Source organism: Citrobacter sp. FP75 (assembly GCF_018342065.1).
Taxonomy (GTDB): Bacteria; Pseudomonadota; Gammaproteobacteria; order Enterobacterales; family Enterobacteriaceae; genus Citrobacter.
Genome location: NZ_JAFDOE010000004.1, coordinates 360,336 through 382,737, shown reverse-complemented (window position 1 = coordinate 382,737; position 22,402 = coordinate 360,336). Strand labels below are relative to the sequence as shown.

Genomic DNA, 22,402 nt, shown 5'->3' with positions numbered 1-22,402 from the left:
GGTTACTGAGTTTTCGGAATTTTGTAATTTACAAAGAACATTTATTACGGTTTTGTTTTAGCAAATAGTGCTGTATTTACATCTGTTATGATGTCTGGATTTGTGCATAAAATTCCTAATGCACAGATTGTTAATCCGAGATAAAGCATGGCAACGCACATCACCGTTACGGTATTTAGAGTTGACGATTATTTTTGTTAGGAGTTTATAACATCTTCACTGTTTGACTGTTATTAACAGAAAAGGAATTCACAATGTGTTGGATTGACACATTTATTTACCGATGAAATATTTAGGGAAAAATAACAAGGACACAGTCGATGATGAAGAGAAAACCGCTACAGAGTGTTCGTTGCTTAAGTTGTGAATTATCCTGTGAATTATTCCCGGATGCTGCGGTACGCGCTCAATACTGCCAACGTGCCGCTTTTGCTGTGTGGCCAGAGGGAAATTGTTTTTTGAAAAAAGGTGTTATTGAAAAACTTTTACTTAATAATCAAAACCATTTATCTCATGGGTTTATTTTTATAGATTTTTCATTCCCTAATCTGCGCCTGTTCATCGATCCGCAATGGGTGGATCGCCTGACACATAGCGGTATGCATATTGTGCTGATATCGGACCGGACTCTGACACCGTTAGCCAATTACTGGCTTTCAAAAAGCAATAAAATACAAGGTGTTATTTATTCTGACGATGATGATGATGTTCAACATCAGAAAATTCGCCGATTGTTCAGGGGCCAGCTCGTCAACAGCAAACGCGGGCGTTCATTAAATTATACAGAAATGATATTACTGGAACGGTTTATTTCAGGTAGAAGTATTCAGCAAATTACCAGAATGGATGATATCGATATTAAGAGAATATATGTCTACAAGCTGCGGCTTGAAGATAAGCTGGGTCTTCGTATTCATAAAATACTCTCGAATATTTTATAGCTGGTTCTCATTTTATTGTTTACACATTATTGCGATGTGGTGGACGCCCTACGCCCGAAAGCAGGAGGCTATTATGAAAAATCCTAAACATTACTCACGCGTTGCTATAGCGGTGTCAACCGCGTTAGCTTCAATGGTATTTTCAACCCACGCGGCCTGGATTGACGTTGATAGTCTTCCTGCCAGTGGGCTGGTGAGCAGTCTTTCTCCCGAATTGCAGGCTTTATTTCCTGCACAGGCGAATGCCAGTTTCCAGAAAACCAGCACTACGCCGAATTATATTTATCAGTGGAGCGCCGGCACCATTCCTGTTTTTGGTAATGGATTAACGCTCAATGGGCCAGGAACTGAGGCGTTTGAGCACTCCATTACCGTTATTCAGAACAGCAAATCAGGAAGCCCGGGGGTTATTTTCGGTGACGATCTGACGATTAACACTAATTCAAAAAACTCCGCCGATAACGGTAAGCATGTTGATGGTATCCGTACGCATGGTGCCAACACGCCGGATAACCCGGTCTTTATTATCACCGGGGATCGCACCAGTATTTATGTGGATGGCCTGGATGGCGACGGCATTAACGCTGGTTACAACGCCATCGGTCAGGGCGGGACAGGCTCAGCAAACATTTACGTCGGTGACGATCTGTACATCAAAACGACCGGTAATCAGGGGCGTGGTATTACCGCCAACGCGCTAAGAGATGCAACCCTTGCCAAAAATACGATTATTGTCGGCGATCGTGCTCACATTGTGACGACCGGAAACAGCTCAGAGGGTATCCGCTCCGGGCAGAGCGGCTCCTTCATCCGCCTTGGGAATGATGCCACTATTGAGACGTCGGGCACCTCCTCAATGGGGATCTATGCTGCTACATCGTCTAAAACGGAACTGGGCAATAACGCCACCATTTCGGTGAGCGGCGCCAGCGCCCATGCAGTCTATTCCACCAATGCGACGGTGAATCTGGGCGATAATGCGACGATTAATGTTAACAGCGTCGATAAAGTTTACTCGTTCAGCAAGGCCCCACGTGGCCTGTTTGCCACTGCACGCGGCACGGTAAACCTCGGCGGTGGCGCAGCGATTGTTATGGCGGGTGACCACAGCAATGAAAGCTATGCCATTAGCACCGAAACGGGTGGCATCGTTGACGGTTCTGCTGGCGGGCGCTTCCTCATCAACGGCGATCTTCACGCTGCCGGAGCGACCGCGGCAACCAGTTTGCTACCGCAGCAAGACAGCATGATTAAGCTCAACATGACTGACAACTCGTTGTGGAACGGGGCGTCATATATCACCAGCGTCGCGGCCGGAACGGGAATTATCTCGCTACAAATGAGCGATGCGGTCTGGAATATGACCAACAGTTCAACACTTACCGACCTGACGCTGAACGGCGGGTCCGTCGTGAACTTTGGGCATACTGACGGCGAGCCGTGGCAGACGCTTACCATTAATGAAGATTTCATCGGTAACGGCGGCAAACTGGTTTTCAATACCGTCCTGAATGACGATGCCTCCGAAACCGACAAGCTGAACGTGCTCGGCAATACCGCCGGTAACGCGTTTGTGGCGGTGAACAATATTGGCGGTACCGGGGCTCAAACCGTTGAAGGGATTGAGATAATCGAAGTGGCTGGCAATTCTGACGGTACTTTTGAGAAAGCGGGCCGTATTGTTGCTGGTGCGTACGACTATAACGTGGTGCAAAAGGGCAGCAACTGGTATCTGACCAGCTTTATCCCTGCTCCGCCGGATCCGGAAGACCCGGACCCCGTCGATCCGGACCCGGTTGATCCCATCGACCCAGATCCCGTTGACCCGGACCCGGTTGACCCTATTGACCCAGGTCCCGTCGATCCAGGCCCGATCGACCCCGTAGACCCGATTATCCCTGAGCCGGAAGAACCTGTTGCGCCTCCGGTAACCGAGCAGCAGTACCGCCCGGAAGCAGGCAGTTATCTGGCGAACAACTATGCCGCTAACACGCTGTTCATGACCCGACTGCACGATCGTCTGGGAGAAACGCAGTACATCGACATGCTGACTGGCGAGAAAAAAGTCACCAGCATGTGGATGCGTAACGTCGGGGCGCATACTCGCTTTAAAGATGGTAGCGGGCAGTTAAAAACCCAAAGCAACAGTTATGTATTGCAGCTAGGCGGCGACCTGGCACAGTGGAGTTCCGACGGTCTCGATCGCTGGCACATCGGCGCAATGGCAGGCTATGCCAACAGCCAGAACCGCACGCAGTCCAGCCTGACTGGTTACTATTCGCGTGGTCAGGTCAACGGTTACAGCGTGGGGTTGTATGGCACATGGTATGCCAATGACGCAGACAAGACCGGCACCTACGTGGATACCTGGATGCTGTACAACTGGTTTGATAACAAAGTGATGGGCCAGGAGCAGGCGACGGAGAAATATAAATCCAGCGGGATCACCGCCTCGGTTGAAGCGGGTTACAGCTTCAAACTGGGTGAAAGCGAGCGCAATAGCTACTGGCTGCAACCGAAAGCGCAGGTGGTGTGGATGGACGTGCAGGCCGACAGCCACCGCGAAGCGAACGGCACGCGCGTGAAGGACAACACCGATGGCAATCTGATGACCCGCCTGGGCGTTAAGGCCTTTATCAACGGTCACAACGCCATCGACGACGGTAAATCTCGCGAGTTCCAGCCGTTTGTGGAAGCCAACTGGATCCACAACACGCAGACCGCCAGCGTGAAGATGGACGATGTGAGCAACGACATGCGCGGCACCAAAAACATCGGTGAGCTGAAAGTCGGCGTAGAAGGGCAAATCACTCCGCGCCTCAACGTGTGGAGCAACGTGGCGCAACAGATCGGTGACAAAGGCTACAGCGATACCCGCGGTATGCTGGGCGTGAAATATAACTTCTGACGTAAGTGCAGATAATGGAAAAGCCGCTGATTAACCGATCGGCGGCTTTATTTTTTGGGGGAATTGTAAGCCGGATAAGCGTTAGCGCCATCCGGCAATACAGGCTGAGTGCAGCGCTAGCTATTACTATTTTTGCTACAAGCAAGTTCTTTGCCTAAAGCAATCATGGCCAATTCAGAAGGACTGTATTTTGTTCGTTCTTTTGGATGGGTCTGGAGGTAATTGCCAACAATATCAGCTTCCTGTCCAATGGTTATGCTCTCATTACAGATGATATTTTCTTTTGACAGTGTCCCCGCTACACCGGCAACAAAAGACATATACATCACCGCTGTCTGTTCATCCCGAACGTTCAAATAATCAAAACCTTTCTCATACAACTGATAGCCGTGATAAAGCGAGTTGCCGTCAATATTCAACGTCGATTTTGCCAGGACAGATGTCGAAAAACAGAGTAATAACACGGCAGGAATGGCGATTTTACTGATCATACGAGCACCAGCCACCCTTATGGTGTGAGCCAGTACCGCCGTGCGGATGTTCTCCTTTCGGGCATGCAAAACCGGTGGATGATGCGGTGATTGTGACGAGAGCGATAACCATTGCCATGAATACGTTTTTCATATGTAACCCAATAATTTAATTTATTAGAAACGAGGCTGCCCCTTCCTGATTAAAGAAAAAGGATGCCTGTGTATTTTTAGCGGGATTATAATATGGTGTTTATTGTGCTGTCATGTTTATCGTTTGGCATAGGCCATCAGGATAGTATTTTTATTATGATTTTTAGTATAGAGATTGAATGATTTCTGATGCGTTTCTGATTCATGGATAGTGAGTTGGTGCTTCAAATGTCATAATTATTGATTATTGCCCGTAAGTTTATAATGCTTTTTTTCATTTATTAAGCGCCATTAATTCATCAAAGAAATTATCGCCATTAACAATATTATCAAAATGAATATCACATTGTGCACATTGAATCCTGGCTTTCAGTAACTGAATCTTTATTTCTTCGACTTTTTCATCGCCGTCAATCGAAACGATTGTGTCTGGTTTTTCGTGGCGATTCATTTGTTTGGATTCCCGTTACACTTTGGCTTCATTTTCCAGGAAAGTAGGCCGGATAAGCGTCAGCGCCATCCGGCACCAAGTGAACCTGTAAGTAACGCTTACAGGTTCAGCCGTACTTCACTGGAGAGTCGCTAGCGTGCTCTCAATTCTATTTAAATTCTGCTGTGCCTCTTTCAGCTTATCCTGCAGCTGTTGCTCCTGCTCGCCATAGACCATCAGGACAATACAGCCATTCATTACTTTTACGGTAATTTGTTGTCCGGTATCAAACCCAGCCGCGCGTAGCCACTTACCGGAAAGAATAATTTTGGGTGTGGATTTGTCGAAAATATTCGGGCGGTATCCCACAATTAACGAATGCTCGGTTCCGGATTGGTCGGTGTCTGGGGTAGAATGCGAATTAGCCATAATCAACTCCTTGATAGTTGGTGAGGTTAGCTCTCGTCGGGTACTGCGAATACCGGGCGAGGGCGTTTATAAGTCAGGTAGCCAGATTAAAAGGTACGTACATGTCAACGGCTAAACGCGACCCAAATCAGTCCAAATCCGGAAAGGCTCCAACTTTTCAGATTCGCATTACACCGGAGCTAAAGGCGCAGTTTGAAGTTGCTGCAAAAGCAGAAGGGATGAGTCTGGGGAATTGGCTCAAAACCCTGGGAAGAAGGGAACTGGCAAGATTGGGTATTGAGCCACAGGATAAGTAGAGAATTGATTAATTTTTCTGTCTATTCGGAATGTTTATGATTTCCATTTTTAAGGCATCCTCTCCAGAAAAAATTGCAGCTAAACCCTTCCTAATTTTTAACTGATCGTTTTCTATTGCTCCGTGGGCTACAGGAGAATATATGGCTGTTTGTAATTGCACTCGCTCAAAGTCATATCCAATATCTTTTGCGATTTCTGACAATAGGTCTAAGAAAAGATTGTTACTTGTTTGGTTCCATATGGCACCTAAGGTATTATCGTTATCAGGGTAAGATGTATTCAAATGTGCAAAATATAGCTTCCATGAGGATAATACATTACCTTCAGAAGCACTTCTTTTGGCTTTTCCTCTTTTAATTTTCCCGTAAAATGCTAAGTCGATCATGTTTAGTGCACGAACATGTTCACTTGACAGCCTGGCATTCTGAGATCTGGTAGCCATAAGTTGTTTGAATATATCAATTTTTAATGATTTTTTCTGGGAATATCTTTCTATAAATTTTTGTGTCTGAATGGCTAATAATGGGCTAATTACAGTAGCAGCAATAGTCATAATTGTAAGAGCAGTGCTCATATTAGATTCTCGCTATGAAAAAATTTGGGCGAGGATCATAAAAGAATTTGTGTGCTGAAAAAATATGGCAAATGGCTGAGATAAGGTAAGAATTTTGGCGGAAGATCACAGGAGTCGAACCTGCCCGGGAACGCTGGCGTCCCCAACTGGATTTGAAGTCCAGCCACCTCACCGGAGATGACGATCTTCCGCGCCTCGATTGCTACATGGAGGCGGGGCGCATTATAGCTACTTCCTACGGTTTCCACACCCCCTCACTCACTTTTTTAACTTCCCTTTTGTCTTGCCATGATCGGTTTCATATAAATCCTCAATAAATCCGGTAGTTACATTTCATCACATTTTTCGACGCTACCCTGATCACAGAAAACAAGAATCGTAATTTGATAACGAGATATCGGAATATTCTCGCTTGCAGGGATGGTTTACAAGAACTGTAACCGGTATCAGCGAGCTTTTAGAACGTTAAGGATGCGTAATGAAAAATGAAATTCTCTCCGTTAAGGAGAAGATTGGCTATGGTATGGGCGATGCGGCGAGCCACATCATCTTCGATAACGTCATGTTTTATATGATGTTCTTTTATACCGATATTTTTGGTATTCCGGCCGGATTTGTCGGCACCATGTTCTTACTGGCCCGAGCGCTGGATGCCATTTCAGACCCTTGTATGGGACTGCTGGCTGACCGTACCCGCTCGCGCTGGGGGAAATTCCGCCCGTGGGTGCTGTTTGGCGCACTGCCGTTTGGCCTGGTTTGCGTGCTGGCCTACAGCACGCCGGATCTCAGCCTGAACGGCAAAATGATTTATGCCGCTATTACCTACACCCTGCTGACCCTGCTCTACACCGTGGTCAATATTCCCTACTGTGCGCTGGGCGGCGTCATCACCAATGACCCGACGCAGCGCATCTCCCTGCAATCCTGGCGCTTTGTGCTGGCGACGGCGGGCGGCATGCTCTCCACCGTGCTGATGATGCCGCTGGTGAATCTGATTGGCGGTGAAAATAAAACGCTGGGTTTTCAGGGCGGGATTGCCGTGCTCTCGGTGGTGGCGTTCCTGATGCTGGCATTCTGTTTCTTCACAACCAAAGAACGTGTGGAGGCGCCGCCGAGCAACACCTCGATGCGTGAAGATCTGCGCGATATCTGGAACAACGATCAGTGGCGTATCGTGGGCCTGCTGACCATCCTCAATATCCTGGCCGTCTGCGTTCGCGGCGGGGCGATGATGTATTACGTCACCTGGATTTTAGGTACGCCGGAGGTGTTTGTCGCCTTTCTCACCACCTATTGCGTTGGCAACCTGATCGGCTCTGCGCTGGCGAAGCCGCTCACCGACTGGAAATGCAAAGTCAGTGTCTTTTGGTGGACCAACGCCGCACTGGCGGTAGCGAGCCTGGCGATGTTCTTTGTACCGATGCACGCCAGCATCACCATGTTCGGCTTTATCTTTGTCATTGGTGTACTGCACCAGCTCGTTACGCCAATCCAGTGGGTGATGATGTCCGACACCGTTGACTACGGCGAGTGGTGTAACGGAAAACGCCTGACGGGCATCAGCTTTGCGGGCACGTTGTTCGTGCTCAAGCTGGGTCTGGCGCTCGGGGGGGCGATGATCGGCTGGATGCTGGCTGGCGGCGGCTACGATGCCGCAGCGACAACGCAAAACAGCGCCACTATTAGCATTATCATCGCGCTGTTCACCATTGTCCCGGCTATTTGTTACCTGCTGAGCGCCGTGATTGCCAAACGCTTCTACACCCTGAAAACCCCGTATCTGACTGAAATCATGCGCCAGCTGTCGCAGGGTGCGCGCCGTAATCAGCAGGATTTCACGACTACAGAATTACAGAACTAAGGAACCGATGATGAAAATTAGCGACGGAAACTGGCTGATTCAGCCCGGACTGAATGTGATTAACCCGATCCAGGTGTTTGAGGTTGAGCAACAGGGCAATGAGATGATTGTCTATGTTGCGCCGCGCGACGTGCGTGAGCGTACCTGGCAACTGGATACCCCATTGTTTACGCTGCGCTTTTTCTCGCCGCAGGAAGGGGTGGTCGGCGTTCGCATGGAACACTTCCAGGGCGCGCTGGATACCGGCCCCCATTATCCGCTTAACGTGCTGCAGGACGTGAAGGTCGAAATACAAAACAACGCCGGATTTGCCGAGTTGAAGAGCGGCAATTTGAGCGTACGCGTCACCAAGGGCGAGTTCTGGTCGCTGGATTTCCTGCGCAACGGTGAGCGCATTACCGGCAGTCAGCTGAAAAATAACGGCTACGTGCAGGATACCAACAGCGGGCGCAACTATATGTTTGAGCGCCTGGATTTGGGCGTCGGCGAAACCGTCTACGGGCTGGGCGAGCGTTTTACCGCGCTGGCGCGCAATGGTCAGACGGTGGAGACCTGGAACCGCGACGGTGGTACCAGTACCGAACAATCTTACAAGAACATCCCGTTTTATCTCACCAACCGTGGCTACGGTGTGCTGGTGAACCATCCGCAGTGCGTGTCGTTTGAAATCGGCTCTGAGAAAGTGTCGAAAGTACAGTTCAGCGTTGAAAGCGAGTATCTGGAATACTTTGTCATCGACGGCCCGACGCCGAAAGCGGTGCTGGATCGCTATACCCGCTTTACCGGTCGTCCGGCGCTGCCGCCCGCCTGGTCGTTCGGCCTGTGGCTGACCACGTCATTCACAACTAACTACGACGAAGCGACGGTCAACAGCTTTATCGACGGAATGGCCGAGCGCAATTTGCCGCTGCACGTGTTCCACTTCGACTGCTTCTGGATGAAGGCCTTCCAGTGGTGCGACTTTGAGTGGGATCCAGTGACCTTCCCGGATCCGGAAGGCATGATCCGCCGCCTGAAAGAGAAAGGGCTGAAGGTCTGCGTGTGGATCAACCCGTACATCGGGCAGAAATCACCGATTTTCAGCGAGCTGAAAGAGAAGGGTTATCTGCTCAAGCGCCCGGACGGCTCCCTGTGGCAATGGGACAAATGGCAGCCGGGCCTGGCGATTTATGACTTCACCAATCCGGAGGCCTGCGAATGGTATGCCAACAAGCTGAAGGGTCTGGTGGATATCGGTGTGGATTGCTTCAAAACTGACTTTGGCGAGCGCATCCCAACGGATGTCCAGTGGTTCGACGGCTCCGATCCGCAGAAAATGCACAACCATTATGCGTACATCTACAACGAACTGGTGTGGAACGTGCTGAAAGAGACCGTCGGTGAAGAGGAGGCGGTATTGTTCGCTCGTTCTGCTTCGGTGGGCGCGCAGCAGTTCCCGGTGCATTGGGGGGGTGACTGCTACGCCAACTATGAGTCGATGGCGGAAAGTCTGCGCGGCGGTTTATCCATTGGTCTCTCTGGTTTTGGTTTCTGGAGCCACGATATCGGCGGCTTCGAAAATACCGCGCCAACCCATGTCTATAAGCGCTGGTGCGCGTTTGGGCTGCTTTCCAGCCACAGCCGCCTGCATGGCAGCAAATCCTACCGTGTGCCGTGGGCGTACGACGACGAATCCTGCGACGTGGTGCGCTACTTCACCGAGCAGAAATGCCGCATGATGCCTTACCTGTATCGCGAAGCAGCCCGCGCCAGTAAACACGGTACGCCGATGATGCGCGCGATGATGCTGGAGTTTCCGGACGATCCGGCGTGCGATTACCTCGACCGCCAGTACATGTTGGGCGATAGCGTGATGGTGGCGCCGGTGTTTAGCGAGGCGGGTGATGTGCAGTTCTATCTGCCGGAAGGACGCTGGACGCACCTGTGGCAGAACGATGAGTTGACAGGCAGCCGCTGGCATAAACAGCAGCACGACTTCCTGAGCCTGCCGGTCTACGTGCGTGAAAACACCCTGCTGGCGCTGGGCCGCAATAACCAGAAGCCGGACTACGCCTGGCACGAAGGGACTGCGTTCCAGCTGTTCCATCTGCAAGAGGGCCGGGAGGCGATTTGCGAAGTTCCGGCGGCTGACGGTTCGGTTATCTTCACGCTGAAGGCGAAACGTGTGGGTAATGCCATCACCGTGCAAGGTCTCGGCGAAGCACGTAATTGGACGCTGTGCCTGCGTAATGTTCAGCAAATTAGCGGCATTAAATGCGGGTCGCACCTGGGCAGCGAGCTGGGCGTGGTCATCACTCCACAGGGCAATGAGCTGACGATTACCCTGTAAGCGTGTGTCGATGTGGTGCCGGATGCGTTTTATCCGGCACCACGATGCGAGCAGCGTTCCAGATCTGAAAATCAAAAATATCCTGACTTAAAATTTCACCTGGCCATATTTGCGAGCGCTGTCACTCTAATTTCCGCGAAAAATGTGATCTGCGCTGTAAATATTTCACTATTTCCCTTTTTTGTCTTATTTCTGTCCGGAATACAGGACACGATTTAGTATTGTTGCCACATCGTAGTCCTCTTATATTTACCATCACGGATTACACGTGGAGCGCAAGCGCTTCTTTAGATATTTAATCTGGTGTGTGATAAGGGTAAATAATGCAAATGATTACCTCTCGACAAAACAGATTATTAAAGTTTCTTCTGCCCCGGAAGGAATATGTCACGCTGCTGAAAATTGCCGAGTATTTATCTGTTTCAGAGAAAACCGTGCAGCGCGATCTCCGCCTGTTGGAGCAGTGGTTAGCAGAATGGAAAATATCCATCGATAAACGTGCCGGTGCAGGTGTGATATTAAATGCTGATAATATTACTGACCTTTTATATTTGGATCAGTTATTAGGCTCGGAGGGTGATGACGCTGACGGCATGATGAATAATTCCCGGCGTGTCAAGATAGCGTCGCAATTGTTAAGCGAAACGCCGCATGAAACGTCGATCAGCAAATTATCTGAACGATATTTCATTAGCAGCGCATCGATTGTTAACGACCTGAAAGTCATTGAGTCCTGGATCACCCCGCTGGGTCTGTCGTTGATTCGCAGCCAGAGCGGAACACACATTGAAGGCAGTGAGAGTGGTGTGCGTCAGGCGATGGCATCGCTGATTAATGGCGTAATTAACCATAATGAACCCGGTAGCGTGGTTTATTCACGCCTCGATCCGGGTAGTTATAAAGCGCTGGTGCATTACTTCGGCGAAGAGGATGTTTTATTCGTCCAGGCCCTGCTGCAGGAAATGGAAAACGATCTGTGCTGGTCGCTGGGCGAACCTTACTACGTCAATATCTTTACCCATATTCTGATCATGATGTATCGCATCACGCGGGGCAACGCGCTACCGAGAAAAGATGAAAACGTTACTTCATGTGACGAGAGCATCTTTTCCATTGCCAGCCGGATGATTCGACATATCGAAAAACGCATTGCCCATCCGCTGCCGGAAGACGAAGTTTGGTTTGTTTATCAGTATATTATCTCCTCAGGTGTGGTGATTGAAGAGCATAACGATGTCAGCGTGATTGGTCACATGCACTCCAGCGATGAAGCGCGGTTGATTACCCATCGGCTGATTGCCACCTTCGCCGAGATGGTCGACAGCGATCTCAGTGAGGATGCCGCGCTGTATGACGGATTGCTGATCCATATTAAGCCGCTGATTAACCGTCTGAACTACCAGATCCGTATTCGTAATCCGCTGCTGGAGGATATTAAAGGTGAATTACAGGATGTCTGGCGTCTGACCCAGCGTGCGGTGAATCGGGTATTTAGCCGCTGGGGCGATCGGGCGGTGTCGGAAGATGAGGTGGGGTATTTAACCGTGCATTTTCAGGCCGCAATGGAGCGCCAGATAGCGCGTAAGCGCGTGCTGCTGGTCTGCTCAACCGGCATCGGCACCTCGCATTTACTCAAAAGCCGCATTCTGCGCGCTTTTCCGGACTGGACTATCGTCGGTGTGGTGTCGGCAGGCAGTTTGCTCTCGGTACTGACGGACGATATTGAACTGGTGGTCTCGACGATCAATTTACCCACGATTGCCAGGCCAGTCGTGTATGTCACCGCCTTCTTCAATGACGCTGATATTAAGCGAGTAACGGAAACGGTTATTACGGAAAAACTACATCGGGCGACGTCGCTGGTCGTTGAAAATTAATGTCTGACTCCATGAGGTATGATTGATGGACATCACGAAAATACTCAATACAAATCGCGTTATTTTGGACATGAAGGCCACAAACAAAACGGAAGCTATTGAGGAACTGACGGATATTCTGCAAAAGGATGGGGCAATTAGCTGTCGGGAAACATTTATTCAGGATGTCTGGCAGCGTGAGTCAGAAGGCTCAACCGGTTTCGAAAATCATATTGCGATCCCGCATGGGAAATCCTCGGCGGTGGTCAATACCACATTGGCGATTGGTCGTACTCGCCAGGATATTCCCTGGGAAACCCTGGACGGCAGCAGCGTGCGGTGCATCATTCTGTTTGCCGTACGTCTTGAAGATCAGAACACCACCCATATTCGTCTGCTCTCGCAGGTTGCTGGCGCGTTGGCGGATGACGATATTATTGAACAATTACTGGTAGAGAGTAGTCCACAAAAAATTATTGAGCTGTTTAGCCAATATGCTGAATCCAATGTCTGCTAAATAAAATGTGGAGCATGTTATGAATATTGTTTGTGTTGCCGCCTGTACGGCGGGTATTGCGCACACCTATATTGCCCGTGAAAAATTAATTAAAGGTGCTAAAGCGCTTGGCCATAATATAAAAGTTGAAACCCAGGGCACCATCGGAACTGAAAACGAACTGCTGGCAGAAGATATTTTTTCTGCTGATGTCGTGATTCTCGCCGTGGATGTCAAAATAAAAGGGGAGGAACGGTTTTCCAATAAACGCATTGTACGAGTAAAAACGGAAATTGTCATAAAGTCGCCGATTCAGTTCCTTGAAAAGGTCGAAAAATCATTGGGTAATACCAACCAGTAGCGATCCTCATTCTGGAGGGGTTTCACATGAGTGAAAATAAAATTCCGCTATCTCAGGAAATAAAAAGACATTTATTAACGGGGATTTCGTGGATGATTCCGTTAATTGTGGCCGCTGGGATCTGTATTGCCCTCGGGCAAATACTTGGCGGTACTAACGTCGGTGAAAAAACAGGAACTATACCCTGGATGCTCAACCAGATTGGCGGTTGGGGGATGGGCTTAATTGTGCCGCTGATTAGCGCGGCGATTGCGTACTCCATTGCCGATCGCCCCGGATTTGCGCCGGGTCTGATTGTCGGTTTTGTCTGCGGCGAAATTCATACCGGTTTTATTGGCGGAATGCTGGGCGGGTTTCTGGTCGGTTATACCGTCCTGCTGCTCAAGCGCTATATCCGTTTACCGCAGTCGATGCAGGGGTTGATGCCCATCATGGTGCTGCCGGTACTGAGCACTGTCATTGGCGGTCTGTTGATGATGACGCTGATTGGCAAGCCGATTGCCTGGCTGCAGGATGCGTTAATTCACCTGCTGGAGTCCATGCAGGGTGGGTCACGTTTTCTGATGGGCGCCATCCTCGGCGCAATGGCGACATTCGACTTCGGCGGGCCAGTGAATAAAACCATGTCGTTGTTCGCGGACGGCATGCTGGTCAGCGGCGTGTATGGCCCGGAAGCGGTGAAATTTGTCGGTTCGATGATCCCGCCGTTCGGCATTACGCTCTCGTTCCTGCTGACGCGTCACAAGTACACCCGTGCGGAGCGCGAAGCGTTGAAAGCGGCGTTTCCGATGGGGATCTGCATGATTACCGAAGGGGTGATTCCCATTGCGGCGCGCGACCTGCTGCGCGTGGTGGGGTCCTGCGTGGTGGCCTCGGCGATAGCGGGCGGCCTGATTATGGTGTGGGGCGTTGAAAGCCCGGTCCCACACGGCGGTATGTTCGTGGTCCCACTCTTTACGCACCCGCTGTTGTTTTGCCTGGCGCTGGGGATCGGCACGGTGATTTGCGGTGTCATGCTGTCGCTGTGGAAGAAACCGGTGACCGAGCGTGATGAAGAGTTTGACGAGCTCAGCGATCAAAAGCTGAAAGACGAAGAAATCACCTTCACCCTGGAATAACCGGAGGCCGTATGTTTGCCGATATGAAAAGTATGGTGACGAACGCCTGGCGTGAGCAGTACGCGCTGCTGGCCATCAACTGTATGAACCTGGAAAGCGCCCGCGCGGCGGTTCGGGTGGCAGAGAAACACCGTGCGCCCATCATTCTGAATCTTTATCAGGGGCATCTGGACCATTTTCCTGCGCCGTTAGCAGTAGCGATCGTCAAAACACTGGCGGAAGAAGCCTCCGTACCGGTCGCGCTGGCGTTGGATCATGGCAAACATCCTGTGCGTATTCGCCAGGCTTTTCGCGCCGGATTCAGCGGGTTGATGATTGACGCCTCGGCGTTTGCACTGGAGGAGAACATTCGTCAGACCCAGGCGGTAGTAGAACTTGCTGCCAGCGTTTCTCTGTGCGTGGAAGGCGAGCTGGGTCATTTGGCCGACGCTCCGCGCTATGACCACGCGACTAACGTTGATCTGATGACTCAGGCAGCCGACGTTGTACCGTTTATCCAACAAACCGGGATCGATTTACTGGCAGTATCGGTCGGTACGGCGCACGGCATGTATGCGCCGGGCGTCACGCCAGCCATTGATTTCCGGCGGCTGGAGGAGATTGCCCGTTTATCGACGGTGCCACTGGCGCTACATGGCGGCAGCGGTACGCCGTTTGATCAGCTCCAGCGCTGTCCGGCGTTTGGCATCGCCAAAATAAACGTCGGTGCGGCGATCTTCGAAGCCGGAAAGGCTGCGCTATTGCATACCCTGTGTCGCGACACATCCTGTGAGCTCGTTGATGCTTTGAACCTGATGGAGCAGGCCTGCGAGGAAGCCATTATTCCGTACCTGCAGGCCAGCGGCGCTATCGACAAAGCCTGATTCATTTTCTGTAACGCCTTCTATGCCTCTGCGACGACGCACTGGCAGGGCTTTCTACACCCTGAAACTGGAGAATTAACATGTTAGTTTCGATGAAAGAATTACTGCAACCTACCCGTCAGCACGGTTTTGCCATCGGCGCATTCAACGTGGCGGATAGCTGCTTTGTACGCGCGGTAGTGGAAGAAGCGGAAGCGACCAACACCCCGGCAATTATCTCCATTCACCCCAGTGAGCATGATTTTGTCGGCGATGCGTTTTTTAGCTATGTCCGTGATATCACGATGCGTAGCCCAGTGCCGTTTACTCTGCATCTGGACCACGGCGCTTCGGTCGAGCATGTCCTGCGGGCGATTCAGTGTGGGTTTACCTCGGTGATGATTGATGGCTCGCTGCTGCCGTATGAAGAGAACGTGGCGCTGACTCGCGAAGTGGTCAAACTGGCACATGCGGTGGGTGTATCGGTTGAAGGTGAACTGGGCACGATTGGTCAGACTGGCACTTCAGTGGAAGGGGGCGTGTCGAAAGTCACCTATACCGACCCTGCCCAGGCAGAGGATTTTATCGCTCGAACTGGGGCCGATACGCTGGCTGTGGCGATTGGCACCGCACATGGGATCTACCCGAAAGGTATGCAGCCGGAGCTGCAAATGAACATCCTGCGCGACATTGCCGGACGGCTGAGTATTCCACTTGTTCTGCACGGCGGTTCGGCGAACCCGGATGCGGAAATTGCCGAATCCGTCACGCTGGGGGTTGGCAAAATTAACATTTCCAGCGATATGAAATATGCCTATTTCCAGAAAGTCCGTGAAATTCTGGCGAAAGAAACCTGGTGGGATCCGAACGTGATCTACCCGGAAGCGATTGGCGCCGCGCGGGACGTGATCCGCCACAAAATGAAACTATTCGGCTCCACTGGCAAAGCATCACTGTACTAACGGCGTGCTGGCGGGGTGACCCGCCTCTTTCGTGACTGAGGAGAAATATATGTACTATCTGGGGCTGGATATCGGGGGAACAAAAATCGCGGCAGTGGTAATGGATGCGTCCGGACAGGAGGTTCGGCGCTATCGTTGTCCAACGCAGAAAGAGAGCTATTCGCAGTTTGTGACATCCGTTGTGGTCTTTATTGACCAGATCCGCAGCGATATCCAGCACCCCATGATGACGGGAATTGCGTTACCCGGCAGTGTCTCGCCGCTTAGCGGGATGATTAAAAATGCCAATATTCAAGTGATCAATGGGCGGGCTTTGCAGTCGGATCTTGAGCACTTGTTAGGGCAGCCGGTGGTTATGGCGAATGATGGCAACTGCTTTGCGTTATCGGAAGCCTGTGATGGTGCGGGTCAGGAGTATGACGTCGTGTTTGGTATTACGCTGGGCACGGGGTGTGGCGGCGGCATTGCTATTCATCGACAAGCTTTTATCGGCGCGTGGGGGAATGCGGCTGAGTGTGGTCACATCGCATTGCCGGGATATTGTGAGCAAGATGATGGCCCGTCAGTCGCTTGTTATTGTGGCAAGCAAAACTGCGTGGAGTCGTTTGTTTCTGGAACTGGGATGCGCGAGCGCTATCACATGCTCACAGGACAATCGCTCTCCGCAAGCGCCATTGTTGCTCTGGCACAGCAGAATGAACCGTATGCCGTACAGCTGGTGGGGCTGTTTCGCCAGCAGCTTGCCAGAACATTGGCGACGGTTGTTAATATTCTCGACCCTGGCGTGATAGTGATTGGCGGTGGGCTATCTAATGCCGATCTGTTAGTTGCTAATCTGGACGCAGAGGTTGCCCCTTTCGTTTTTACCGATAGTTTCTCAACCCCCATAGTTAAAGCGCATCACGGTGATAGCAGCGGAATGCGGGGAGCTGCGTGGCTTGCCGCCCAAACAGGGAGAACAGAAAAGAATGAAGCGTTCACACATTAATTATGCCGTTGATAAGGCGCATGCCATCGCCGAGACCTTTCGGGTCTGTCTGCCCGACTTTGCGTATTTTACGGTTGACGCCTGGCGACAGCAGGATCGGTCTCTGTGGCGCGAAGTGCTCGACCTGCAACTGGGCTGGGACATTACCGACTTTGGCCGTGGAGATTTTGCGCAAACAGGGCTGACGTTACTGACATTGCGCAATGGCCTGCAGGATTCAGCCAGCTACCCTAAACCGTATGCCGAAAAGATGCTGCAAATTCAGCAGGATCAGCAAACGCCGTGGCATTTTCATCGCCATAAAATGGAAGATATCGTTAATCGTGGTGGCGGTGATTTATGTATGCAGCTGGCGTGGGCCACGTCCGATGACGGGTATGACGCGAGGCGCACTGTTGAGGTTAGCGTTGATGGTCAGCTGCATCGTGTTAAACCCGGCGAGACGCTGGTGCTGAAACCGGGGCAGGGCGTGTGCCTGCCGCCGCGGCTGTATCATCGCTTTTGGGCGGAGAAAGCGTTTGTGCTGGGCTGGGAGATCTCGATGGTGAATGACGACCAGCACGACAACCACTTTCTTGAACCGGGCGGTCGCTTCCCGGCGATAGAAGAGGACGAGCCGGTGAAATGGCTGCTGTGCAATGAATATGCGCGTTTATGAGCGGGGATAGGCCCGGTAAGCGAAGCGACACCGGGCAATAAATCACAGCGCAGGTGGTGGCGCCGTGACTTCACTCCCCGATATCACGCCCGCCTGCATAGCCTGCGTTACCTGCTGCTTATCGGCATTAACCGCATGAAGCTGGCCGTTCACCGTGGGTTTGAGCGGCGCATCTGTCTGCATATTGCCGCTGGCGGTGAGCTGGATGTTGCCGTCGCCGGAAATTGGCAACGCAGGCCAGCCCCACTGCTGCAGAATCGTCATTGGCACACCGCGCCCGTTCAGGCTGACCTGCGTCTGACGCTGAGGCAGTTGCGAGATACTGGCGGTGGCCTCCAGCAGCCCTTTTTCCGTATAAGCGCTCAGTTCACTGATATTGATGGTGCTGCTGTTCGCGGTCAGCGCCAGCGAAGGGCGGCGTACATCGGTGCGGTTAAAGGTGGCGGCAGCGGCATTGAGCGTGGCGCTACCGCTCCAGACCCCCCACTGATTATTCTGTACCAGCCCGAGGTTAGCGCCATAGCCGTCCAGCGCGGTGAGCTGCCACGGGAAGGCCGGGTCAATATCAATCACCAGATTACGGCTGGCGCTGAATTTTTTCAGCGCCAGGCTGTTCAACCAGGTCGGCAGGGGGGTCATCCACAGCTGTTTCCAGTTTTCTGGCAGCGTATATTCCAGCCCGGCAATGGCAGTATCGTCGAGGACCAGCGCTTTGTTGCTACGCAGCCAGTTACCCGACGTTCTGACCATACCGCCTTCCCAGCGGGTGGTGAACTGGCGCAGCGCAACGCCCTGTGGTGAGAACTCGGCGTTCAGAATCGGATCGAAGAAGTGCAGCGAGCCGTAGATAAACTCGCTGGCGTTCATCGACAGTTTTCCTTCCTGTGTTTGCCAGTCGTCCTTGCTGAAGGTCATGTTGCGCAAGCTGAGATCGAGATCCGTTACCGCCCAGTCAGGGCCTTGCAGGCGGGCATCTGTTACCTCAAGTCGACCAATTTGCAGGGAGGGGATGGACATTAATGGTGCAAAAAAATCGGCCAAAGACTTTTCGCTTTGTAGCCGAATATCGTTCAGACGCAGATTCTCCACCACCCAACTGCCGTCTGGATTTCGCTGCGCCACTCCGGTTAATGCGCCACGCGCCACGTCTGCGCCAATGTTGCTGAGCGTCACTCGATCATGATCAATGCTGCCTTCAATCAACACGTTAGTGGTGGGGACGTCGTTCAGCGTCAACGAACTGGCGCTGAGCTGAATTTGTGCTTTGCTGCCGAGAATTTTACCGGCCTCAGGGCTCCAGGGAATGACGCCGCCATTCACGCGTTGAGCGCTGAGGTTCCACTCGCTGCCGGGGCTGTTGAGCGCCATATCCTGCAACTGCAGGCGATCGGCCTGGAATGGCAGCGGCGCGGTCTGCTGGGAAATATTCAACGTACCGCTTTGCAGCAGAATGGTGTCCACGTGCAGCGGGTCGGTGATTTGGCGGCTACTCAGGCCAATATCGACCGTTTTTGCTACCAGCGTGGCGGGCTGACCATCCCGGCCAAAAGTAACGTTTTCCAGCAGAATGTGAGATGGGGAGGAAAAACGGTGATCGATGGCATCGAATGCCAGATGGTAGCTGCTGTTATCCGAGACCCAGGCGCTGACATGCTCTGCGCCCCAGCGGGTTTGCAGTAGAAAATACAGGCCGAGGATCGCTACTGCAAGGGCGATCAGCACGTAAAGAAGCAGCTTTCCAATAAATTTCATAGTCTTCCATCCCGCAAAGTACACGTAGTCAAGTTATGCACGATTTACGCGCAATCCTCAAGGCGGGAATGGTGAAAGAGCGTTACAGCGGCGTTGATTCAGAACCAACGCCGCACTTCGCCTATTGTTTTTCTGGTGGGAAAACGAGGTTCAGAACAATAGCGGTAATACCACCTGCGGCAATACCGGAAGAGAGCAGGTTTTTCACCCAGTCGGGGGCGAACTGCAGGATCAGCGGCTGCTGGGATACGCCCAGACCGACAGCCAGCGACAGGGCGATTATCAAGATTGCGCGACGGTTCAGCGGCTCGCGAGAAACAATGCGCACCCCGGATGCCGCGATTGTGCCGAACATCACCAGCGTGGCGCCGCCCAGAACCGGTTCTGGAATGTGCTGTACAAAACCACTGACCGCAGGGAACAAGCCCAGCACAATCAGCATCAGTGCCACCACAAAGCCGACGTAGCGGCTGGCAACGCCGGTTAACTGGATGACCCCGTTGTTCTGTCCAAAACAGGAGTTCGGGAAGGTATTGAACACGGCGGAAACAAATGAGTTCAGACCGTTCGCCAGCACGCCGCCTTTCAGACGTTTCATATACAGCGGGCCAGAAACCGGCTGTTCGGAGACATCAGACGTCGCCGTAATATCACCGATGGTTTCCAGCGAGGTAATCATAAAGACCAGCATCAGCGGCAGCAGTAAGCTCCAGTCAATGCCCAGGCCATAATACAGCGGTGTTGGCACCATCAGCAGGTCCTGACTCACCGGTGCGGTGTTTTGCGGCAGCATGTCCATAAACCAGGCTAGCAGGTAGCCTGCCGCCATTGCGATCACCAGTGACGCAACGCGCAGGTACGGGTTGCGCTGGCGGTTAAGCAGAATAATTAGCGCCAGCACGACGCCTGCCAGCATTAGATTTTTCGGTGCACCAAAGGTGTTGTCGCTCATGGCTGCGTAACCGCCGCCAATCGACGTCAGACCCACCTGAATCAGTGACAGGCCGATGATCATCACCACCACACCTGAGACCAGTGGGGTAATAATACGGCGCGCCAGATGCAGTACGCGTGAGATAACCATCTCGGTGCAGCTTGCCAACATCAGTGTGCCGAACAGCGCCGCCATCATGGTTGGGACATCTGCTCCGCCGGTTTTTAGCGCCGTACCGCCCATAATTAGCGGCGCAACAAAGTTAAAGCTGGTGCCCTGAATGGATAACAGTCCTGAGCCGACCGGCCCCCAGGCTTTGATCTGAATGATAGAAGCTACGCCGGACGCGAACAGCGACATACTGATAATGTGTTGAGTATCCTGAGCCGGTAAACCGAGCGCCTGGCAAATTAACAGAGCAGGGGTGATCACCGCGACGAACATCGCCAGCAGGTGCTGACAGGCGGCAAACAGGGTCTGGGCTAACGGGGGGCGATCTTCAAGACGGTAAATCAGTTCACTGTTGTGAGCCTGCGCAACCGGTTGCGCATTTGCTGACTCTACGGCGTTAACGGACATCAGAGGCAATCCCATGGTGGAAAAGCGGTGATTTTATCTGACCAGGGCAGAAAAGCAAACGATTGCTAGTAGATATTCTTAATATTTAAAACGGATAAACAAACATTTTTATATAACTTTTCATCATTTTCTGCTTAAAATCCACCCCGAAAACTCAATATAGAGCTAAAAATCGGTCTGGAATGCATCGTGCGCGATTGTGCTAAACGCGCTAATGGAGCTGTAAATGTTTTATCTCGATACGCTATCAACACTGGTTGCGGCAACTCTTGTGTTGCTGCTGGGACGTAAGCTCGTCCAGTCTGTTCCCTTCCTGAAGAAATACACGATACCTGAACCCGTTGCAGGTGGTTTACTGGTGGCGATCGCACTGCTGGTACTGAAAAAAAGCATGGGCTGGGAAGTCAATTTCGATATGACCCTGCGCGATCCGCTGATGCTGGCGTTCTTCGCCACTATCGGTCTGAATGCCAATATTGCCAGTCTGCGCGCCGGTGGCCGCGTGGTAGGTATCTTTCTGATTGTGGTTGTTGGCCTGCTGCTGATGCAAAACGCCATCGGTATTGGTATGGCAACTCTGCTGGGCCTGGACCCGTTGATGGGGCTGATTGCCGGTTCGATAACCCTCTCTGGCGGGCACGGCACCGGGGCCGCGTGGAGCAAGTTATTTATTGAACGCTATGGCTTCACCAATGCCACTGAAGTGGCGATGGCGTGCGCAACGTTTGGTCTGGTGCTGGGCGGACTGATTGGCGGCCCGGTAGCGCGCTATCTGGTCAAACACTCCACCACGCCAGACGGTATGCCGGACGATCAGGCCGTGCCAACCGCGTTTGAGAAACCGGATGTCGGACGCATGATCACCTCGCTGGTGCTGATTGAAACCATCGCGCTGATCGCTATCTGTCTGACGGTGGGCAAAATCGTTGCGCAATTGCTGGTGGGCACGGTACTGGAACTGCCCACCTTCGTCTGTGTGCTGTTTGTCGGGGTGATCCTCAGCAATGGCCTGGCGTTAATGGGTTTTTATCGGGTGTTTGAGCGTGCGGTTTCAGTGTTGGGTAACGTAAGCCTGTCGCTGTTCCTGGCGATGGCGCTGATGAGCCTGAAGCTGTGGGAACTGGCTTCTCTGGCGCTGCCAATGCTGGCAATCCTGGTCGTGCAAACCATTTTCATGGCGCTGTACGCGATATTCGTCACCTGGCGCATGATGGGTAAGAACTACGATGCCGCCGTGCTGGCAGCCGGGCATTGTGGTTTTGGTCTCGGCGCAACGCCGACGGCAATTGCCAACATGCAGGCGATTACCGAACGTTTTGGGCCATCGCATATGGCGTTTCTGGTGGTACCGATGGTGGGGGCGTTCTTTATCGATATCGTCAATGCGCTGGTGATTAAGCTGTATCTGCTGTTACCGATTTTTGCATAATAACTGCTGTGCGGCGGTGTGACAGCCGCCGCCGT

At 52.0% G+C, this 22,402-nt stretch carries 20 protein-coding genes and 1 tRNA gene; 14 read left to right on the top strand and 7 right to left on the bottom strand.

The features are described from left to right. The first annotated feature begins 323 nt into the window (after window positions 1-323). Window positions 324-941 carry a helix-turn-helix transcriptional regulator gene (locus JQ822_RS16375; protein WP_213134423.1) on the top strand — a complete coding sequence of 206 codons (618 nt, stop codon included), beginning with the start codon at window positions 324-326 and terminating at the stop codon, window positions 939-941. Between the two features lie 73 nt (window positions 942-1,014). Further along, the gene (misL, locus tag JQ822_RS16370; RefSeq protein ID WP_213134350.1) at window positions 1,015-3,849 is read left to right on the top strand and encodes an intestinal colonization autotransporter adhesin MisL; all 2,835 of its coding nucleotides are present in this window, start codon (window positions 1,015-1,017) and stop codon (window positions 3,847-3,849) included. Between the two features lie 116 nt (window positions 3,850-3,965). Here misL and JQ822_RS16365 read toward each other — a convergent pair whose 3' ends face one another. The 3 genes from JQ822_RS16365 to JQ822_RS16355 form a co-directional block, all read right to left on the bottom strand. After that, window positions 3,966-4,340 carry a Rap1a/Tai family immunity protein gene (locus tag JQ822_RS16365; RefSeq protein ID WP_213134349.1) on the bottom strand — a complete coding sequence of 125 codons (375 nt, stop codon included), beginning with the start codon at window positions 4,338-4,340 and terminating at the stop codon, window positions 3,966-3,968. Window positions 4,341-4,746: 406 nt separating this feature from the next. After that, a complete protein-coding gene (locus tag JQ822_RS16360) occupies window positions 4,747-4,923 on the bottom strand; it encodes a prevent-host-death protein (protein WP_213134348.1) in 177 nt (58 codons plus the stop codon). A gap of 117 nt (window positions 4,924-5,040) precedes the next feature. Then, window positions 5,041-5,331, bottom strand: coding sequence for a SymE family type I addiction module toxin (locus tag JQ822_RS16355; RefSeq protein WP_213134347.1), 291 nt, complete (start codon window positions 5,329-5,331; stop codon window positions 5,041-5,043). A 101-nt stretch (window positions 5,332-5,432) separates the two neighbouring features. Between JQ822_RS16355 and JQ822_RS16350 the strand changes: the two genes are divergently transcribed. Next, on the top strand, window positions 5,433-5,627 hold the full coding sequence (locus JQ822_RS16350) for a toxin-antitoxin system HicB family antitoxin (protein ID WP_213134346.1): 195 nt from the start codon (window positions 5,433-5,435) through the stop codon (window positions 5,625-5,627). Between the two features lie 8 nt (window positions 5,628-5,635). Here the strand turns inward: JQ822_RS16350 and JQ822_RS16345 are convergent, their stop codons facing one another. Both JQ822_RS16345 and JQ822_RS16340 read right to left on the bottom strand, forming a co-directional pair. Continuing rightward, a complete protein-coding gene (locus JQ822_RS16345) occupies window positions 5,636-6,202 on the bottom strand; it encodes a DUF6680 family protein (protein WP_213134345.1) in 567 nt (188 codons plus the stop codon). 95 nt (window positions 6,203-6,297) lie between these two features. Continuing rightward, a tRNA-Sec gene (locus JQ822_RS16340) sits at window positions 6,298-6,392 on the bottom strand. A 288-nt stretch (window positions 6,393-6,680) separates the two neighbouring features. On the opposite strand from JQ822_RS16340, the gene JQ822_RS16335 reads away from it, so the two are divergent. The 10 genes from JQ822_RS16335 to JQ822_RS16290 all read left to right on the top strand — a co-directional run bounded on the left by JQ822_RS16335 (window position 6,681) and on the right by JQ822_RS16290 (window position 17,673). Then, the gene (locus JQ822_RS16335; protein ID WP_213134344.1) at window positions 6,681-8,063 is read left to right on the top strand and encodes a glycoside-pentoside-hexuronide family transporter; all 1,383 of its coding nucleotides are present in this window, start codon (window positions 6,681-6,683) and stop codon (window positions 8,061-8,063) included. Window positions 8,064-8,073: 10 nt separating this feature from the next. Beyond that, entirely contained in the window at window positions 8,074-10,392 is a 2,319-nt protein-coding gene (gene yicI, locus JQ822_RS16330) for an alpha-xylosidase (protein WP_213134343.1), read from the top strand. 323 nt (window positions 10,393-10,715) lie between these two features. Then, window positions 10,716-12,269, top strand: a complete 1,554-nt coding sequence (locus JQ822_RS16325) for a BglG family transcription antiterminator (protein ID WP_213134342.1) — start codon at window positions 10,716-10,718, stop codon at window positions 12,267-12,269. Between the two features lie 25 nt (window positions 12,270-12,294). Continuing rightward, complete coding sequence (locus tag JQ822_RS16320) at window positions 12,295-12,765, top strand: PTS sugar transporter subunit IIA (protein WP_213134341.1); 471 nt, start codon at window positions 12,295-12,297, stop codon at window positions 12,763-12,765. 19 nt (window positions 12,766-12,784) lie between these two features. Next, a complete protein-coding gene (locus JQ822_RS16315; protein WP_213134340.1) occupies window positions 12,785-13,105 on the top strand; it encodes a PTS fructose transporter subunit IIB in 321 nt (106 codons plus the stop codon). Window positions 13,106-13,131: 26 nt separating this feature from the next. Continuing rightward, the gene (locus tag JQ822_RS16310) at window positions 13,132-14,223 is read left to right on the top strand and encodes a PTS fructose transporter subunit IIC (RefSeq protein WP_003837581.1); all 1,092 of its coding nucleotides are present in this window, start codon (window positions 13,132-13,134) and stop codon (window positions 14,221-14,223) included. Window positions 14,224-14,234: 11 nt separating this feature from the next. Beyond that, on the top strand, window positions 14,235-15,086 hold the full coding sequence (locus tag JQ822_RS16305; RefSeq protein ID WP_213134339.1) for a class II fructose-bisphosphate aldolase: 852 nt from the start codon (window positions 14,235-14,237) through the stop codon (window positions 15,084-15,086). A gap of 80 nt (window positions 15,087-15,166) precedes the next feature. Beyond that, a complete protein-coding gene (locus JQ822_RS16300; RefSeq protein WP_213134338.1) occupies window positions 15,167-16,027 on the top strand; it encodes a ketose-bisphosphate aldolase in 861 nt (286 codons plus the stop codon). Window positions 16,028-16,076: 49 nt separating this feature from the next. Then, window positions 16,077-17,015, top strand: a complete 939-nt coding sequence (locus JQ822_RS16295; protein ID WP_213134337.1) for an ROK family protein — start codon at window positions 16,077-16,079, stop codon at window positions 17,013-17,015. Then, on the top strand, window positions 16,996-17,673 hold the full coding sequence (locus JQ822_RS16290) for a D-lyxose/D-mannose family sugar isomerase (protein ID WP_213134336.1): 678 nt from the start codon (window positions 16,996-16,998) through the stop codon (window positions 17,671-17,673). The genes JQ822_RS16295 and JQ822_RS16290 overlap by 20 nt, the downstream gene beginning before the upstream one ends. 42 nt (window positions 17,674-17,715) lie before the next feature. On the opposite strand, the gene JQ822_RS16285 is transcribed toward JQ822_RS16290, so the two are convergent. Both JQ822_RS16285 and xanP read right to left on the bottom strand, forming a co-directional pair. Further along, complete coding sequence (locus JQ822_RS16285; protein WP_213134335.1) at window positions 17,716-19,425, bottom strand: AsmA family protein; 1,710 nt, start codon at window positions 19,423-19,425, stop codon at window positions 17,716-17,718. 121 nt (window positions 19,426-19,546) lie between these two features. Then, window positions 19,547-20,938 (bottom strand): xanthine/proton symporter XanP, encoded by a 1,392-nt coding sequence (gene xanP / locus JQ822_RS16280; RefSeq protein ID WP_213134334.1) that lies wholly within the window; start codon window positions 20,936-20,938, stop codon window positions 19,547-19,549. 226 nt (window positions 20,939-21,164) lie between these two features. Between xanP and gltS the strand changes: the two genes are divergently transcribed. Further along, entirely contained in the window at window positions 21,165-22,367 is a 1,203-nt protein-coding gene (gltS, locus tag JQ822_RS16275; protein WP_213134333.1) for a sodium/glutamate symporter, read from the top strand. The last annotated feature ends 35 nt before the right edge of the window (window positions 22,368-22,402 follow it).

Excerpts from the sequence above, each read along its gene's own strand:
- xanP (WP_213134334.1), bottom strand. The coding sequence starts at position 20,938 with ATGTCCGTTAACGCCGTAGAGTCAGCAAATGCGCAACCGGTTGCGCAG.
- JQ822_RS16360 (WP_213134348.1), bottom strand. The coding sequence starts at position 4,923 with ATGAATCGCCACGAAAAACCAGACACAATCGTTTCGATTGACGGCGAT.
- JQ822_RS16325 (WP_213134342.1), top strand. The coding sequence starts at position 10,716 with ATGCAAATGATTACCTCTCGACAAAACAGATTATTAAAGTTTCTTCTG.
- JQ822_RS16350 (WP_213134346.1), top strand. The coding sequence starts at position 5,433 with ATGTCAACGGCTAAACGCGACCCAAATCAGTCCAAATCCGGAAAGGCT.
- JQ822_RS16335 (WP_213134344.1), top strand. The coding sequence starts at position 6,681 with ATGAAAAATGAAATTCTCTCCGTTAAGGAGAAGATTGGCTATGGTATG.
- JQ822_RS16355 (WP_213134347.1), bottom strand. The coding sequence starts at position 5,331 with ATGGCTAATTCGCATTCTACCCCAGACACCGACCAATCCGGAACCGAG.
- misL (WP_213134350.1), top strand. The coding sequence starts at position 1,015 with ATGAAAAATCCTAAACATTACTCACGCGTTGCTATAGCGGTGTCAACC.
- JQ822_RS16305 (WP_213134339.1), top strand. The coding sequence starts at position 14,235 with ATGTTTGCCGATATGAAAAGTATGGTGACGAACGCCTGGCGTGAGCAG.
- JQ822_RS16285 (WP_213134335.1), bottom strand. The coding sequence starts at position 19,425 with ATGAAATTTATTGGAAAGCTGCTTCTTTACGTGCTGATCGCCCTTGCA.
- JQ822_RS16295 (WP_213134337.1), top strand. The coding sequence starts at position 16,077 with ATGTACTATCTGGGGCTGGATATCGGGGGAACAAAAATCGCGGCAGTG.
- JQ822_RS16375 (WP_213134423.1), top strand. The coding sequence starts at position 324 with ATGAAGAGAAAACCGCTACAGAGTGTTCGTTGCTTAAGTTGTGAATTA.
- JQ822_RS16345 (WP_213134345.1), bottom strand. The coding sequence starts at position 6,202 with ATGAGCACTGCTCTTACAATTATGACTATTGCTGCTACTGTAATTAGC.
- JQ822_RS16300 (WP_213134338.1), top strand. The coding sequence starts at position 15,167 with ATGTTAGTTTCGATGAAAGAATTACTGCAACCTACCCGTCAGCACGGT.
- JQ822_RS16290 (WP_213134336.1), top strand. The coding sequence starts at position 16,996 with ATGAAGCGTTCACACATTAATTATGCCGTTGATAAGGCGCATGCCATC.
- gltS (WP_213134333.1), top strand. The coding sequence starts at position 21,165 with ATGTTTTATCTCGATACGCTATCAACACTGGTTGCGGCAACTCTTGTG.
- JQ822_RS16320 (WP_213134341.1), top strand. The coding sequence starts at position 12,295 with ATGGACATCACGAAAATACTCAATACAAATCGCGTTATTTTGGACATG.
- JQ822_RS16315 (WP_213134340.1), top strand. The coding sequence starts at position 12,785 with ATGAATATTGTTTGTGTTGCCGCCTGTACGGCGGGTATTGCGCACACC.
- JQ822_RS16365 (WP_213134349.1), bottom strand. The coding sequence starts at position 4,340 with ATGATCAGTAAAATCGCCATTCCTGCCGTGTTATTACTCTGTTTTTCG.
- JQ822_RS16310 (WP_003837581.1), top strand. The coding sequence starts at position 13,132 with ATGAGTGAAAATAAAATTCCGCTATCTCAGGAAATAAAAAGACATTTA.
- yicI (WP_213134343.1), top strand. The coding sequence starts at position 8,074 with ATGAAAATTAGCGACGGAAACTGGCTGATTCAGCCCGGACTGAATGTG.